General features: G+C 72.8%; 14 protein-coding genes and 1 riboswitch. Of the genes, 9 read left to right on the top strand and 5 right to left on the bottom strand.

Going from position 1 to position 13,867, the window contains the following annotated elements; translation table 11 throughout:
• Positions 1-21 precede the first annotated feature (21 nt).
• Complete coding sequence (locus ACTWPP_RS05215; protein WP_443102926.1) at positions 22-732, bottom strand: YcnI family copper-binding membrane protein; 711 nt, start codon at positions 730-732, stop codon at positions 22-24.
• Between the two features lie 77 nt (positions 733-809).
• Complete coding sequence (locus ACTWPP_RS05210; protein WP_443102925.1) at positions 810-1,439, bottom strand: hypothetical protein; 630 nt, start codon at positions 1,437-1,439, stop codon at positions 810-812.
• 106 nt (positions 1,440-1,545) lie between these two features.
• A riboswitch (cobalamin riboswitch) is annotated at positions 1,546-1,766 on the top strand.
• Positions 1,767-1,892: 126 nt separating this feature from the next.
• Between ACTWPP_RS05210 and ACTWPP_RS05205 the strand changes: the two genes are divergently transcribed.
• Both ACTWPP_RS05205 and ACTWPP_RS05200 read left to right on the top strand, forming a co-directional pair.
• Complete coding sequence (locus tag ACTWPP_RS05205) at positions 1,893-4,232, top strand: ribonucleoside-diphosphate reductase subunit alpha (protein ID WP_443102924.1); 2,340 nt, start codon at positions 1,893-1,895, stop codon at positions 4,230-4,232.
• Positions 4,223-5,227: a ribonucleotide-diphosphate reductase subunit beta gene (locus ACTWPP_RS05200; RefSeq protein ID WP_443102923.1), complete on the top strand. Its 1,005-nt coding sequence runs from the start codon at positions 4,223-4,225 to the stop codon at positions 5,225-5,227. The genes ACTWPP_RS05205 and ACTWPP_RS05200 overlap by 10 nt, the downstream gene beginning before the upstream one ends.
• A gap of 38 nt (positions 5,228-5,265) precedes the next feature.
• Here the strand turns inward: ACTWPP_RS05200 and ACTWPP_RS05195 are convergent, their stop codons facing one another.
• Positions 5,266-5,766 carry a MarR family winged helix-turn-helix transcriptional regulator gene (locus ACTWPP_RS05195; protein ID WP_443102922.1) on the bottom strand — a complete coding sequence of 167 codons (501 nt, stop codon included), beginning with the start codon at positions 5,764-5,766 and terminating at the stop codon, positions 5,266-5,268.
• Between the two features lie 105 nt (positions 5,767-5,871).
• On the opposite strand from ACTWPP_RS05195, the gene ACTWPP_RS05190 reads away from it, so the two are divergent.
• The 3 genes from ACTWPP_RS05190 to ACTWPP_RS05180 all read left to right on the top strand — a co-directional run bounded on the left by ACTWPP_RS05190 (position 5,872) and on the right by ACTWPP_RS05180 (position 8,329).
• Complete coding sequence (locus ACTWPP_RS05190; RefSeq protein ID WP_443102921.1) at positions 5,872-6,855, top strand: EamA family transporter; 984 nt, start codon at positions 5,872-5,874, stop codon at positions 6,853-6,855.
• Between the two features lie 21 nt (positions 6,856-6,876).
• Entirely contained in the window at positions 6,877-8,067 is a 1,191-nt protein-coding gene (locus tag ACTWPP_RS05185) for an MFS transporter (protein ID WP_443102919.1), read from the top strand.
• 106 nt (positions 8,068-8,173) lie between these two features.
• Positions 8,174-8,329, top strand: a complete 156-nt coding sequence (locus tag ACTWPP_RS05180; protein ID WP_443102918.1) for a hypothetical protein — start codon at positions 8,174-8,176, stop codon at positions 8,327-8,329.
• Positions 8,330-8,423: 94 nt separating this feature from the next.
• On the opposite strand, the gene ACTWPP_RS05175 is transcribed toward ACTWPP_RS05180, so the two are convergent.
• Entirely contained in the window at positions 8,424-9,827 is a 1,404-nt protein-coding gene (locus ACTWPP_RS05175; RefSeq protein ID WP_443102917.1) for an acyltransferase family protein, read from the bottom strand.
• A 169-nt stretch (positions 9,828-9,996) separates the two neighbouring features.
• On the opposite strand from ACTWPP_RS05175, the gene larE reads away from it, so the two are divergent.
• Genes larE through ACTWPP_RS05155 form a run of 4 tightly spaced genes read left to right on the top strand, consistent with a single transcriptional unit; the run spans position 9,997 to position 12,864 of the window.
• On the top strand, positions 9,997-10,857 hold the full coding sequence (gene larE / locus ACTWPP_RS05170; protein ID WP_443102916.1) for an ATP-dependent sacrificial sulfur transferase LarE: 861 nt from the start codon (positions 9,997-9,999) through the stop codon (positions 10,855-10,857).
• Entirely contained in the window at positions 10,854-11,522 is a 669-nt protein-coding gene (locus ACTWPP_RS05165) for an AIR carboxylase family protein (protein ID WP_443102915.1), read from the top strand. Before larE ends, ACTWPP_RS05165 begins: the two co-directional genes overlap by 4 nt.
• A complete protein-coding gene (gene larB / locus ACTWPP_RS05160; protein ID WP_443102914.1) occupies positions 11,519-12,139 on the top strand; it encodes a nickel pincer cofactor biosynthesis protein LarB in 621 nt (206 codons plus the stop codon). The genes ACTWPP_RS05165 and larB overlap by 4 nt, the downstream gene beginning before the upstream one ends.
• A complete protein-coding gene (locus tag ACTWPP_RS05155) occupies positions 12,136-12,864 on the top strand; it encodes a LarC family nickel insertion protein (protein ID WP_443102913.1) in 729 nt (242 codons plus the stop codon). The genes larB and ACTWPP_RS05155 overlap by 4 nt, the downstream gene beginning before the upstream one ends.
• A 79-nt stretch (positions 12,865-12,943) precedes the next feature.
• Here ACTWPP_RS05155 and ACTWPP_RS05150 read toward each other — a convergent pair whose 3' ends face one another.
• A complete protein-coding gene (locus ACTWPP_RS05150; RefSeq protein WP_443102912.1) occupies positions 12,944-13,849 on the bottom strand; it encodes a lysophospholipid acyltransferase family protein in 906 nt (301 codons plus the stop codon).
• Between the last annotated feature and the right edge of the window lie 18 nt (positions 13,850-13,867).

Here is a 13,867-nt window from a genome sequence, read left to right as displayed (position 1 = left end):
CAGCATTCCTTTCGAGGTGGGTCATGCCCGGCTCCGGGCGCGGGTCAGGCCGAGTCCGCCGACGCCGATGCCGACCACGCCGACGGCGATGCCGATGCCGCCGAGCAGCCGGGCCGTCCCGTCGTCGGAGGACGCCGACGTCTTCTCGGCGGGCTTCGTCTGGGCGGTCAGCCCGGCCGTTTCCGTGCCGCCCTCCGGGGTGAGCCTGAGGACCGGGGCCGGGTGCTCGGGCTCTTCCGCGCCCTCGGCCGGCGGCTCCTCCTCCCACTTGACGACCTCGCCGTTGGAGTACGTCTGGTCGGCCTTGAAGATCATCTGGTCGGTGTCGGTCGGCAGCCGCCCCATCGAGACGTCGAACTCCTCGAACCGGCCGGGCTCGATCTCCCCGCCCGACCAGGTGATCTTGGTGACGGCCTCGGTCAGCTCGCCGCCGTGCGTCTTGATCGGCTCCGGAAGCTTCGACTTCTCCACCTTCACCTTCCAGCCGGGGACCGGACGGACCGACACCGACGACAGAGGGTGCTCGGTCGGCAGGTGCACGACGACCTTCGTGGTGGACGCGTTGTCGCGCTCGTTCGGCACCCGGAACGCCACCTTGGCGTACGAGCCCTGCTCGGCGGTCTTCGGGTTGGCGGTGACGTGCGCGGACGCGGCCGTGGCCAGGCCCGCGACGGATATGGCGGCGAGGGACGCGATGGCCCCGACCCTGCGGGCATGCGGAACGACGGACATGACGGAACTCCGTTCGAGTCGTACGAGGAAGATCCGGAAACGCCGGGATCGGCGTCCGGTGACGTACGGCGCTCGCCTCAGATGCGGGCGAGCGCCCTCGAACGCGGCGGGGGACCCCGCCGGACGACCTGGTGCCGCAGCACACGGCCGATGGCCATGACGGCGGCCGCCGCCGGTACCGCGGGGGTACGCCGCGGAGGCGCCGCCGGTTCAACGGTCAGGAGGGCGACCAGGAGCCGGATCGGACGGTCCGCCGCGGCGGCGATCCGCCGGGCCAGCGACCACGCGGCCCGCTCGCCGCGTCTCAGCCACCACGCGGCGGCCAGTGCGGCCACGGTGTGCGCGAGCGTCATCGTCGTGCCGCCCGTGCCGTGCGCGGCCGACAGCATGACGTCCGGACCGGCCGGCATCGCCGCGTGCATGACCGCCGAGTGGTCGTAGACCGGCTCGGCGGCGGCCGTGAACAGGGCGTGCAGCGCGAACTGACCGCCGAGGAGGCCGCCGAGGATCGTCGCCAGCGAGCGTTCGTGGCCCGCCAGCATGAGCGTCACGCCCAGCACGGCGCAGAAGCCCGTCAGCGCCGCCCAGGCCGGGATCGTCGTCCCCGACGCCAGGACGTGCCCGGTGATCGCAAGCGCGACGCACACGGTGGCGAACACCACCGCGCGTGCGGTCCGGAACACCGGTTGCTGGGCATGCGGGGACATGGCACGACCATGGTCCCACCCGGGGTGCCGTGCTCGCAGCCGACCCCGTAATCCACTACGACACGCCCAATATCTTGGGGTTGCACAAAGATCCTCGACTACATGTAGGGTTCAATCCCGTGCTGGTTCGCCCCCGCCGTTTCGCGGCGGGGGCGACGCGAGAGGGAACCCGGTGCGATTCCGGGACTGCCCCGCAGCGGTGAGCGGGAACGACTGCCGTCATGAAGCACTGGGCCACGCGGCCTGGGAAGCGACGGCCAGTAGGACGCCTCGGAGAGAGAGGCGGCGCCCGCGAGTCCGAAGACCTGCCCGCACGGCGTCCGGGAAGCGTCCCGGACCAACACGTCCAGGCCTCGCGGGTGGGCCGGGGACGGAGCGCGGCGCGCCCTGGTGGGCGGCGGCTCGCGCCCCGTTCGCATGCCTCCGCGAGGCGGCTTGCGAGGGGAGAAGCACGTGACACAGGACCTGGCCGCGCCGCCGGTGCCGGCGCCGCCCGCCGAGATCGCCGCCGAAGCCGAGATCGCCGCCGAGGTCGAGGCGGCCTGCGACGGGGTACCGGGCGCCGAGGCGGGACGGGTGCTGGCCGCCGTCCGGGCCGCCGGCGGGATGGACGCGGCGGCGCTGCGGGACCTCGCGATCGGCGAGGCCGGCGCGCTGGTGCCCGCCGAACCCGGCTACTCCAGGGTCGCCGCGCGGCTGCTCGGCACCCGGATCCGGGACGAGGCGGCGGCCGCCGGTGTCCGGACGTTCGCCGAATCGGTCGCCGCCGCGCACCGGGAGGGTCTCCTGGCCGACGCCCCCGCCGCGTTCGCCGCCGCCAACGCCCCGGCGCTCAACGCCCTCGTCGACGAGTCGGCCGACGACCGCTTCGAGTACTTCGGGCTCCGCACCCTCTACGACCGGTACCTGCTGAGGCATCCGCGGACACGGCTCGTCCTCGAACGCCCCCAGCACTTCCTCCTGCGGGTCGCGTGCGGCCTCGCCGACACGGTGGACGACGCCGCCGAGCTGTACGGCCTGCTCAGCACGCTGTCGTACCTGCCCGGCTCGCCGACGCTGTTCAACTCCGCCGCCCGCCGCCCCCAGCTGTCGTCCTGCTTCCTGCTCGACTCGCCGCGCGACGAGCTGGAGTCGATCTACGAGCGGTACGGGCAGGTCGCGCGGCTCAGCAAGTACGCGGGCGGCATCGGGATCTCCTGGACGAAGGTCCGGTCGCGGGGCTCGCTGATCCGCGGCACCAACGGGCACTCCAACGGGATCGTCCCGTGGCTGCGCACGCTCGACTCGTCCGTCGCGGCCGTCAACCAGGGCGGGCGCCGCAAGGGTGCGGCGTGCGTGTACCTGGAGCCGTGGCACGCCGACGTCGAGGAGTTCCTGGAGCTGCGCGACAACACCGGCGAGGACGCGCGCCGCGCCCACAACCTCAACCTGGCCAACTGGATCCCGGACGAGTTCATGCGCCGCGTCGAGGACGACGCGACATGGTCGCTGTTCGACCCGAAGGAGGTCCCCGAGCTGGCCGACCTGTGGGGCGACGCGTTCGACGAGGCGTACCGGGCGGCCGAGAAGGAAGGGCGGTACGTCCGGCAGGTCCCGGCCCGCAAGCTGTACGGGCGCATGATGCGGACGCTCGCCGAGACGGGCAACGGCTGGATGACGTTCAAGGACGCCGCCAACCGCGCCTGCAACCAGACCGCCGAACCGGGCCAGACCGTCCACCTCTCCAACCTGTGCACGGAGATCCTTGAGGTGACGAGCGACGGTGAGGCGGCCGTGTGCAACCTCGGGTCGGTGAACCTGGCCGCGCACGTCGGCCCGTCCGGGATGGACTGGGAGCGGCTCCGCGCCACCGTCCGCACCGCCGTGCGGTTCCTGGACCGCACCATCGACCGCGGCTTCTACCCGACGCCCGAGGCGGAGGCCGCGAACAACAAATGGCGGCCGGTCGGCCTCGGCGTGATGGGCTTGGCCGACGTGTTCTTCACGCTCCGCCTGCCGTTCGACTCGCCGGAGGCCCGCGAGCTGTCCACGCGCATCTCCGAAGAGATCGCGCTGGCCGCCTACTACGCGTCCGCCGACCTGGCCGCCGCGCACGGACCGCTGCCCGCCTACGACCGGACGCGCACGGCCCGCGGTCAGCTCCACCTGGACCACTTCCCGGACGCGGCGCCGGCCCGTCCCGCCGAATGGGAGCGGCTGCGGGCGCGCGTCGCCGAGGTCGGGCTCCGCAACTCGCTGCTGATCGCGATCGCGCCGACCGCCACGATCGCGTCGATCGCGGGCTGCTACGAGTGCATCGAGCCGCAGGTGTCCAACCTGTTCAAGCGCGAGACGCTGTCCGGGGAGTTCCTGCAGATCAACGGATACCTGGTGGACGACCTGAAGTCGCTCGGGCTCTGGACGCCGCCGGTCCGCGAGGCGATCAAGAAGGCGAACGGCTCCGTCCAGGGCATCGCCGACCTCCCCGACGAGATGCGGACCCTCTACCGGACGGCCTGGGAACTGCCGCAGAAGGCGCTGATCGACCTCGCCGCCGCCCGCACCCCGTACATCGACCAGTCCCACTCGCTGAACCTGTTCATGGAGACGCCGACGATCGGCAAGCTCTCCTCGATGTACGCCTACGCGTGGCGGCGCGGCCTCAAGACCACCTACTACCTGCGCTCCCGCCCGGCCACCCGGATCGCGCAGACGACGGTCGCCCAGAGCACGGTCGCCCAGAAGACCGTCGCCCAGGAGACGGCCGCCGCCTGCTCCCTGGAGAACCCCGAGACCTGTGAGGCATGCCAGTGATGCTGCTCGATCCCGGCATGGACCTGACCCTGCGGCCCATGCGCTACCCCGACTTCTACGAGCGCTACCGCGCCGCGATCCGCAACACGTGGACGGTCGAGGAGGTCGACCTCGCGTCCGACCTCGTGGACCTCGCCCGTCTCACGCCCGCCGAGGTGCACCTCGTCAACCGCCTGGTGGCGTTCTTCGCCACCGGCGACTCGATCGTGGCGAACAACCTGGTGCTCAACCTCTACAAGCACGTGAACGCCCCGGAGGCCAGGCTCTACCTGTCGCGGCAGCTGTTCGAGGAGGCCGTCCACGTCCAGTTCTATCTGACCCTCCTGGACACCTACCTGCCCGATCAGGACGAGCGCGCCAAGGCGTTCGCGGCGATCGAGCACATCCCGTCGATCCGCTCCAAGGCGGAGTTCTGTTTCCGCTGGATCGACTCGCTCGGCTCCCTGGACGAACTCCGCACCGCCGCCGACCGCCGGACGTTCCTGCTGAACCTCATCTGCTTCGCCGCGTGCATCGAGGGCCTGTTCTTCTACGGCGCCTTCGCGTACGTGTACTGGTTGCGGTCGAGGGGCCTCCTGAACGGTCTCGCGTCGGGGACAAACTGGGTCTTTCGGGACGAAAGCATGCACATGGAGTTCGCGTTCTCCGTGGTCGACACGGTCCGCGCGGAGGAACCCGAACTGTTCGACGCCGAGCTGACCGGCCAGGTCACCCGCATGCTGGAAGAGGCCGTCCAGGCGGAACTGGCGTTCGCCCACGACCTGTGCGGCGACGGCCTCCCGGGCATGAGCGCGGACGACATGCGCGCCTACCTCGAGAACGTCGCCGACCAGCGCCTGGCGCGCCTGGGCCTTCCCGTCCGCTACGGCACCCCGAACCCGTTCGGGTTCATGGAGCTTCAGGACGTCCAGGAGCTGTCCAACTTCTTCGAACGCCGCGTTTCGGCCTATCAGATCGGCGTCGAGGGCAGCGTCAGCCTCGACGAGGCCTTCTGATCACGCGGCCGGCCCCTGACCCGCTCCGGCGGCACGTCCTAGGCCAGGGACGTGTCGCCGAGCGATTCCAGTAGCTCGCGCAGCGCACCCGTCAGCCGATCCCGCTCGTCCGTGCGGAGCGGCTCCAGGATGCGCGCCTCATTCGCCACGTGCAGCGGGACGAGCTCCTCGATCATCGTCCACCCCCGCTCTGTCAGCCGGACCCGCACCGACCGGCGGTCGCCCTCGTCCCGTATCCGTTCGACGAGGCCCCGGGCCGCCAGCCGGTCGATCCGGTTGGTGATCGCACCGGAGGTCACCATGGCGGCCTTGTTCAGGGCGCCCGCCGTCAGCTCGTAGGGCGGGCCGGACCGGCGCAGCGTGGCCAGCACGTCGAACTCCCACCGCTCCAGCCCGTGCGCGCTGAAGAACTCCTTCAGCTCGCGGTCGAGCAGCAGTGACACCCGGGAGATCCGCCCGACGATTCCCATCGGCCATACCTGCACGTCGGGGCGCTCCCGCCTCCACTGGTCGAGCACCTGGTCCACCGCGTCGCTCATCGCCGCTCCTCTCCACGAGATAAATCTTAACGTTGAACTACTTGACGTTGAAGCTCATGGGGGACATTATCTCACTATTGAGATAATCAATGGGAAGGCAACCAGATGTCCAGCATCGCACCCCGCGCCTCCGGAACGGTCGCGCTCACCGCTCTCACCCCCGTCGTCTGGGGATCGACCTACTTCGTCACCACCGAGTTCCTCCCGCCCGACCGCCCCCTGCTGACCGCCCTGCTGCGGGCGCTGCCCGCCGGCCTGGCGCTGCTGGCCATCACCCGGGTCCTGCCCCGCGGCGCGTGGATCTGGCGGAGCGCGGTGCTCGGCGCCCTGAACATCGGCGCGTTCTTCCCGCTGCTCTTCCTCGCCGCCTACCGGCTCCCCGGCGGCGTCGCGGCCCTCCTCGGCGCGGTCGGGCCGCTGTTCGCGCTCGGCTTCGCCGCCACCCTCCTCTCCGAACGGCCCACCGGGCGGAAGATCCTGGCCGGAATCACCGGGGTCCTGGGGGTCGGCCTGGTGGTCCTGCGCTCCGACGCGGCCCTCGACACCGTCGGGATCATCGCCGGGCTGGCCGGGGCCACGTCCATGGCCGCCGGGACCGTCCTCACCAAGCGCTGGGGCCGGCCCGACGGGGTCGGGGCGCTGACCTTCACCGGCTGGCAGCTCACCGCCGGCGGCCTGCTCCTCGCCCCCGTGGCGCTCCTCGTGGAGGGTGCACCGCCCGCGCTCGACGGACGTGCCATCACCGGCTACCTCTACCTCGGCGTCATCGGCACCGCCGTCGCGTACTGGGTCTGGTTCCGCGGCATCTCCCGCCTCCCCGCCACCTCGGTCTCGTTCCTCGCCCTGCTGAGCCCGCTGTCCGCGGCCGTCATCGGCTGGGCAGCCCTCAGCCAGGCCCTCACCCCGCTCCAGCTCCTGGGCATGGCCATCGCCTTCGGCGGCACCCTGCTCGGCCAGGCCCCCGCGAAGGCCCCCGCGAAGACCCCCGCGAAGACCCCCGCGAAGACCCCCGCGCAGGCTCCCTCGCAGCCCACCCCCGCCGTGCGGTCCCACCGGGACCGGGCGTCATCTGCCGACCTGGCCGCCTGAGACCGACCGGAGCCGAGAACCATGAACCGCATCGATGCACCCGCATCCGCCGAATCCGTCCCCGAGCACGTTTCCCTCAAGCGCTGGCTGGCCGTCGTCGCGGTCGCGGTCGGGACGTTCCTCGTCGTGACGGCCGAGCAACTGCCCGTCGGCCTGCTCACCTCCGTCGGCGGTGACCTCGGAGTCTCCGAGGGCACCGCGGCCCTGATGGTCACCGTGCCCGGCCTGGTCGCCGCCGCCAGCGCACTGCTGGTTCCGGTGGCGATCGGACGCCTGGACCGCCGCACCGTCCTGCTCGGCCTCATCACGCTGATGGTGGTGGCCAACGCGCTGTCGTTCCTCGCCCCCGACTTCCCGATCCTGCTGGCCTCCCGGTTCCTGGTCGGGATCAGCATCGGCGGGTTCTGGGCGCTCGCGGCCGGCATCGCCGTCCGGCTCGTCCCGGACGGTCATGTCGCCCGCGCCACCTCGATCGCCTTCGGCGGCGCCACCGCCGCGAACGTCCTCGGAGTCCCGGCCGGCACCCTGATCGGCGGCCTCACCGACTGGCGCATCGCGTTCCTCACCCTGGCCGGTCTCGGCCTCCTGGCCCTGGCCGCGCTGTTCGTGCTGCTGCCCGCCATCCCCGCCACCCACCCCATCCGGCTCGGCGCCCTGCTCGGCCTGTTCGGCGACCCCGTCGTCCGCGCCGCCACCATGGCCACCTTCCTGCTGGTCAGCGGCCACATGGCGGCCTACACCTTCATCAGCCCCGTCCTCCAGGAGATCTCCGGCATCGACGAGAACCTCATCGGACCGCTGCTGCTCGTGTTCGGCGTCGCCGGGATCGCCGGCACCTTCGTCGCCGGAGCCGCCGCCGGACGCAACGTCCGCGCCACCATCGTCGCCGTCAGCGTCCTGCTCACCCTCGTGCTGGCGCTCTTCCCGCTCGCCGGCGCGACCCAGGCCACCGGCATCGCGTTCCTGATCCTGTGGGGCCTCGCCTTCGGCGGCGTCCCCGTCGGCGTCCAGATGTGGATCTTCAAGGCCGCACCCGACCACGCCGAAGCCGCCACCGCCCTCAACACCGTCATGTTCAACCTCGCCATCGCCGCCGGGGCGCTGTTCGGCGGCCTCGTGGTCGACGGCGTGTCCACCACCGCCGTGCTGTGGTTCGGAGCACTCCTCACCATCCTGACCTTCCTGGCCGTCCGCAGCGGCCGGAAAGCGTGACACGCGGGCACGTTCGCGGGGCGGAGGGGAAAGCCCCATATGGTGTTCCGAACTTTCCTGAGCGGGCAGGCGTTGAAGGGACAACGCTAGGCCGAGGAGGAAGAAGATGGCTTCCATCGTCGACCGGATCAAGAGATTGCTCCGGAGCCCGCAGGGGCAGAAGGCGCGGGCCAGGGCCGAGCGGCTCGCCCGCGACCCGCGCACGCAAGCCAAGGCCCGCCGCCTGCTCACCAAGTTCCGCGGCGGAGGCCGCCGCTACTGATACTCGGCCCCCCAGATCGCTGGACCGGCCCGTCCCCACCCGGGGGCGGGCCTTCGTCGTGGCCGGCACCGGGCGCCTTGCCGTGCGGCCGCCGTCACGTGGGCGAGGGGGCCGCCGAACCGGCGCCGCCGTCCTGAACCTGGCGCTGTATCAGGTGCAGGACGAGGACACCGCCGAGGTAGGCCAGCAGTGCCGGCGCCGGGAGACCTGCCGGGGCGTGGAACTCCGGGCCGGCCAGTGTGACGCCGACGAGCCCGCCCTGCGCGCCCGCCAGCCCCGCGATGGTCAACGCGGTGTACGTTCCCGCGTGCGCGCCCGTCCCACCGCGGGAGTCCGTGCGGTGGGCGGGCCGCAGCCTGCCGCGCCACTCGACCCAGCCGAACAGCGTCATCAGGAAGGCGAGGGTCACCGCCAGGAAGGCCAGCCAGGGAAGCCGCAACAGGACCCACTCGGCGCTCCCGATCGGCGGCTGCGGGAAGATCCCCGTCGGGTAGAGGGCGCCGGCGGCGATCACCACCGCCGTCATGTGCCACAGGAACGCGGTCAGGATCACCGCGTTGACTCCGACCACGGCCGTCCAGACGCGGGTTCGCCGCAGCCACCGGTCGGCGCGGTCGCGCAGCAGCAGCACCAGCCCGGTCTGGGCGGCCGCGAGGGACAGCAGCGCCACGGTCGGCGGAGAGGTGTTCTGCACCTCGGCGCCGGGGACGGCGACCATGCTGACCGGGTACGGCCCGGCCAGCGTGAGCAGCACCAGGCACCCCAGTCCCCCGGTGAACAGCGGCAGCGCCACCGTCCATCGTGTCGGGAGCCGCCCGTCCTGCCAGGCGAACCCGATCTGGTGGACGGCCAGCCACATCAGCACGAAATTGGCCGTGCCGCCGTGGGGCAGGTCGAACCCCAGCCGGGCGACGTCTCCGGCTCCGACCAGGACGGCCAGGAGGACGGGGACCGCCAGCCCCCATCGCCGGTGCAGGGCGTGCATCGCGGGCGCGAGGACGACGACGCCGACGTAGACGGTGAGGAACCACAGCGGGATCCGCGCCAGCCAGACCGCGCGTCCGATCGACTCGGGGTCGGCGCCGAGGGCGCGGGCCACCATGGCCGACGCCGCCATCACGACGAGAAACGCCGTGGTAGGACGCAGCAGCCGGTCGGTCCGGCTCAGCAGCCAGTCCCGCCGGCCCACACCGCGCTCCCGGGACGATCTCAGCGAGGCGGCGTTCGCGAACCCCCCGACCAGGAAGAACACCGGCATGACCTGGAAGAACCACGACAGCCGGTGCGCCCACGGCAGGACCTCCAGGACGTGAACGCCGTCCAGGCCCCCGCGGTCGTAGATCACCACCGTGGCCAGCCAATGACCGGTCACCACCAGGAGGATCGCGACCGCGCGGAGCAGGTCGGCCCACCGTTCCCGGTACGGCGGCGTGCGCTCGGCCAGGCTGCGCAGTCCGCGGGCCTTCGGCCGGGCGTCACCGGCGGCGCCGTCGGACATGGTGATGGGGTCACCCCCTCTCGTCCGCAAGGATTTCCCCTGCTGGGGGGCCCAACCCCCGAGCGGCTCCCGGCCGTGTGCGGGGCAAGTCGCCCGTCGGATGACGGATTCGGTGTGCCTCCTCCGCGTTTAGCGTCACCAGGCGGAGGACTACGCCGAAGGAGAATCCATGGCCGACAGGCCCGTTTCGCGGCCCCCGGACACACCGAAGGTCACGGCCCTGCGCAGGGCGCTGGCCTCGCTGCCGGGTGCCGTGGTCGCCTACTCGGGCGGTGTGGACAGTTCGCTGCTGGCCTACCTCGCACACCGGGAACTGGGGGAGCGGGCCGTCGCGGTGACCGCCGACTCGCCGTCGCTGGCCCGGTCGGAGCTGGCGGACGCCCGCGCCCAGGCGGCACGGCTGGGGATGCGGCACCGGGTGGTGACGACCGGCGAGCTGGACGACGAGCGGTACGCGGCCAACCGCGCCGACCGCTGCCGGTTCTGCAAGGAGGCCCTGGTCTCGGTGCTGAACGCGGTGGCGGCGGAGGCGGGGGACTGGCCCGTCCTGCTCGGCGTGAACACCGACGACCTCGGTGACCACCGGCCCGGTCAAAGCGCCGCCCGCCGGATGGGGGCGCGGTTCCCCATGGTGGACGCGGGGCTCAGCAAGGCGGACGTGCGGCAGGCCGCTCATGGGTTGGGGCTGCCCACGTCGGACAAACCCGCCTCGGCGTGCCTGTCGTCACGTCTCGCCTACGGTGTGCCGGTCACGCGGGAGGCGCTGCGGCGGATCGAGGACGCCGAGGACGGGCTGCGGCGCGCCGGATTCGGCGGACGGTTCCGGGTGCGCGACCAGGGAGGTGATCTGGCGCGGATCGAGGTGGAGGCCACGGACATCGCGCGCGCCGCCGACCGGGCGTCCGAGATCGTCGCCCTGCTCAAGGACGCCGGTTTCCGCTACGTGACCCTGGATCTGGAGCCGTACCGGCAGGGCAGCCACAACGCCGTGCTCGGCCTCCCCGTCGTCCGGGTGGGAAGCGGCACATGACCGCCGACGTCGATGAATTGGGCTTCGCCCGAGTCGACATCGGGCGGGGCCGCCGCCGCGGCCATCCGGAGGCGGTGTTCTGCGAGGGCAAGACGACGGCGGAGGTCGTCGCGATCGCCGAAAGCCTGACCCGCGCGGGCGCGACCAACGTGCTCGCGACCCGCGCGTCCGCCGAGACCCTGCTGGCGCTGCGCACGGCGTTCGCCGGGACGGTGGTGCACGAGCGCGCCCGGCTGGCCGTCCTGTCGCCGGCCGCGCGGCGCGGCACCGGACGGGTCGAGGTCGTGTGCGGGCGGCCCGAGGACGAGCCCGCCGCCGAGGAGGCGGCGCTGGTCGCGGAGGCGATGGGCAGCCGGGTCGTGCGGCGCTACGACGCGCCGGTGCACGACCCCGCCGCCCTGCCCGGCTGGCTCCGCGAGCAGGACGGACCCGAAGTGTTCATCGTCGCCGACGGGACGGGCGGGGCCCTGCCGACGCTGGTGTCCGGTCTGGTGGACCGCATGGTCATCGCGCTTCCGACGTCGGCGAGCGGCGACCTGCCGGCGCGCGCCGCGCTGCTGTCGGCACTGAACGCCTGCTCGCCGGGCGTGGTCGTGGTCAACATCGACAACGGGTACGGCGCCGGATACGCCGCACACCTCATCAACACGCGGGGGGACGCGTGAGCCGCCCGATCGTCGCCGCCGCCGACGCCGGAGACCTCGACCCGGACCGGGTGCGCGAGCGCGTCAAGGAGTTGCTCGCCCGCGATCCCGAGGCCGCCTTTCTGCGGCGCGCCTCGCCGGATCAGTACGAGGCGGCGCGCGAGGCCGCTCCGGACGCCGTCCACCACCGGCGGTCCGGGCTCGTGGTGCTGACCCGTCCGCGTCCCCGCCCCTGTTCCCGGACGCCGCTGCCGGTCGCGGTCGTCTCGGCGGGGACGGCCGACCTGCCGGTGGCGGAGGAGGCGATGGCGGCGGCGGCCACGTTCGGCCTGGCCGCCACGCTGACCGCCGACGTCGGCGTGGCGGGGCTGCACCGCCTGCTCGCGGTGCGGGAGGAACTCGACCGGGCGCGGCTCCTCATCGTCGTGGCGGGCATGGACGGCGCGCTGCCCTCGGTCACGGCGCGGTTGTCGTCCCGCCCGGTGGTGGCGGTGCCGACCAGTGTCGGCTACGGCAGTTCGGAAGGCGGTCTGGCGGCCTTGGCGGCGCTGCTGACCTCGGGCGCACCGGGCCTGGCCGTCACCGGAATCGACGACGGCCTAGGGGCCGCGGTACTAGCGCGGAGGTTGCTCACTTGAAGACGGTCGCCTACTTCAACTGCTTCGCCGGGGTCGCCGGCGACATGGCACTCGGTTCGCTGCTCGACGCGGGCGCCGACCTCGACGAGGTGCGCGCCATGCTCAAGGGCCTGGACGTTCCCGGCTGGTCCCTGGACACCGAGCAGGTGTCGCGGCGCGGGATCGCGGCGACCCGCGCGGTCGTGTCCGTCGAGGACGACGCCGTTTCGCGGACGCACACGGTCATCGCCGACGTGGTCGGGTCCGCGCCGCTGCCGGGCCGCGTGCGGGACCGTGCGCTGGAGGTGTTCCGGACCCTCGCCGAGGCCGAGGGGCGGGTGCACGGGCTCCCCCCGGAGGACGTGCACTTCCACGAGGTCGGCGGGCACGACGCGATCGTCGACATCGTCGGGACGTGCGCCGCGCTCGAGACGCTCGGGGTGGACGAGGTGCGGGCCGCGCCGGTCCCCGTCGGACGCGGCTTCATCCGGTGCCGCCACGGCCTGATTCCCAACCCGGGCCCCGCGGTCGTCGAACTGCTGGCCCGCGCCCGCGCACCCGTCCACGGGCACGACGTCGACGCTGAGATGAGCACCCCGACCGGGACGGCGCTGCTGGTCACCCTCGCCGACGCATTCGGCGCGATGCCGGCGATGACCGTCACGGGGAACGGCTTCGGCGCGGGCACGAAGATCTTCGGTGACTTCCCGAACGTGACCCAGGTCGTCCTGGGCGAGGTCGCCTGACACACGGGTACGGGCACCGCCGGACGACGTTGGCCGGCGGTGCCCGTGCTCAGTGGACCCGTGCTCAGTGGACGCGTGCTCAGCGGCGCCAGATCCGGTGGTGGCGCATGGAGGGCGGCCTCGGCCGCGTGGACTCCCACTTGCGGCGCCACTCCGACGCCTCCGGGCCGCGCGGGGCGCGGCGGCGGTCCGGGGAGTGCATGGAGGCCCACCAGCCTTCGTCGTGCTCGACCCAGAGGCGCCCGACCTCGTCCTCAAGGCGGCCGTTGAACGCGCCCGTCGACTCGTCCGGCTCGGGCGCGAGCGGCCGGCCGTACCGCACGGACACGACCGGACGGCCGCGCTTCGGCCAGAACCCGCCGCGCGGCATCGCCTGGTACGTGCCGCGCAGCACCAGCGGGACGGCCGGGATGCCGTGCTCGCGGCACAGCAGCGCGGCGCCCATCCGGAACCGGCGCGCCCAGCCGTCCGGCGACCGGGTCCCCTCCGGGTAGATGAGCAGGCTCCACCCGTCCTCGATGAGTTCGGACGCCAGTTCGAGGGACCGTTCGACGCCGCGCCGCTCGATCGGGAACGCGTTGAAGGTGAGCGCGGTGGCGACGGCGCGCCAGCGGGCGTCGAAGAAGTAGTCGGCCGCCGCCGCGACCGCGACCTGGCGGCGCAGCCGGACGGGCAGCGAGCCGAGGATCAGCGGTGTGTCGAGGTGGCTGGCGTGGTTGGCGACGAACACGGCCGGGCCCTGCATGCCTTCGAGCAGGTCCAGGCCGTGGACCTCGGGTCGGGTCTGGCTCCAGGTGACGGTTCTGAGCACGCCGTCGAACGCGACCGTCCGGGCCGCGGCGGCGAGGGGCGTGCGCGCCCATTCGGTGGGGAACGGCCGCGTGCGCGGCCCCTCCGACCACGGCTGCGCGGACCGGGGCGCGGGGGCGCGGCCGCGCCAGTCGCGTCCGCGCCGCAGCAGCCGGATCTCCTGCACCAGTTTCATCCTGCCCCCGCTCATCGG

Origin of the sequence: Actinomadura sp. 3N407 (genome assembly GCF_052245875.1) — a bacterium.
GTDB lineage: Bacteria > Actinomycetota > Actinomycetes > Streptosporangiales > Streptosporangiaceae > Spirillospora.
Note: the sequence above shows the minus strand (reverse complement) of the source record. Positions and strands in the feature narration are given on the sequence as shown.

Bases quoted from the DNA above. Each gene is read 5' to 3' on its own strand.
- ACTWPP_RS05215 (WP_443102926.1), bottom strand. From the start codon at position 732: ATGTCCGTCGTTCCGCATGCCCGCAGGGTCGGGGCCATCGCGTCCCTC.
- ACTWPP_RS05210 (WP_443102925.1), bottom strand. From the start codon at position 1,439: ATGTCCCCGCATGCCCAGCAACCGGTGTTCCGGACCGCACGCGCGGTG.
- ACTWPP_RS05200 (WP_443102923.1), top strand. From the start codon at position 4,223: ATGCCAGTGATGCTGCTCGATCCCGGCATGGACCTGACCCTGCGGCCC.
- ACTWPP_RS05195 (WP_443102922.1), bottom strand. From the start codon at position 5,766: ATGAGCGACGCGGTGGACCAGGTGCTCGACCAGTGGAGGCGGGAGCGC.
- ACTWPP_RS05190 (WP_443102921.1), top strand. From the start codon at position 5,872: ATGTCCAGCATCGCACCCCGCGCCTCCGGAACGGTCGCGCTCACCGCT.
- ACTWPP_RS05185 (WP_443102919.1), top strand. From the start codon at position 6,877: ATGAACCGCATCGATGCACCCGCATCCGCCGAATCCGTCCCCGAGCAC.
- ACTWPP_RS05180 (WP_443102918.1), top strand. From the start codon at position 8,174: ATGGCTTCCATCGTCGACCGGATCAAGAGATTGCTCCGGAGCCCGCAG.
- ACTWPP_RS05175 (WP_443102917.1), bottom strand. From the start codon at position 9,827: ATGTCCGACGGCGCCGCCGGTGACGCCCGGCCGAAGGCCCGCGGACTG.
- larE (WP_443102916.1), top strand. From the start codon at position 9,997: ATGGCCGACAGGCCCGTTTCGCGGCCCCCGGACACACCGAAGGTCACG.
- ACTWPP_RS05165 (WP_443102915.1), top strand. From the start codon at position 10,854: ATGACCGCCGACGTCGATGAATTGGGCTTCGCCCGAGTCGACATCGGG.
- ACTWPP_RS05150 (WP_443102912.1), bottom strand. From the start codon at position 13,849: ATGAAACTGGTGCAGGAGATCCGGCTGCTGCGGCGCGGACGCGACTGG.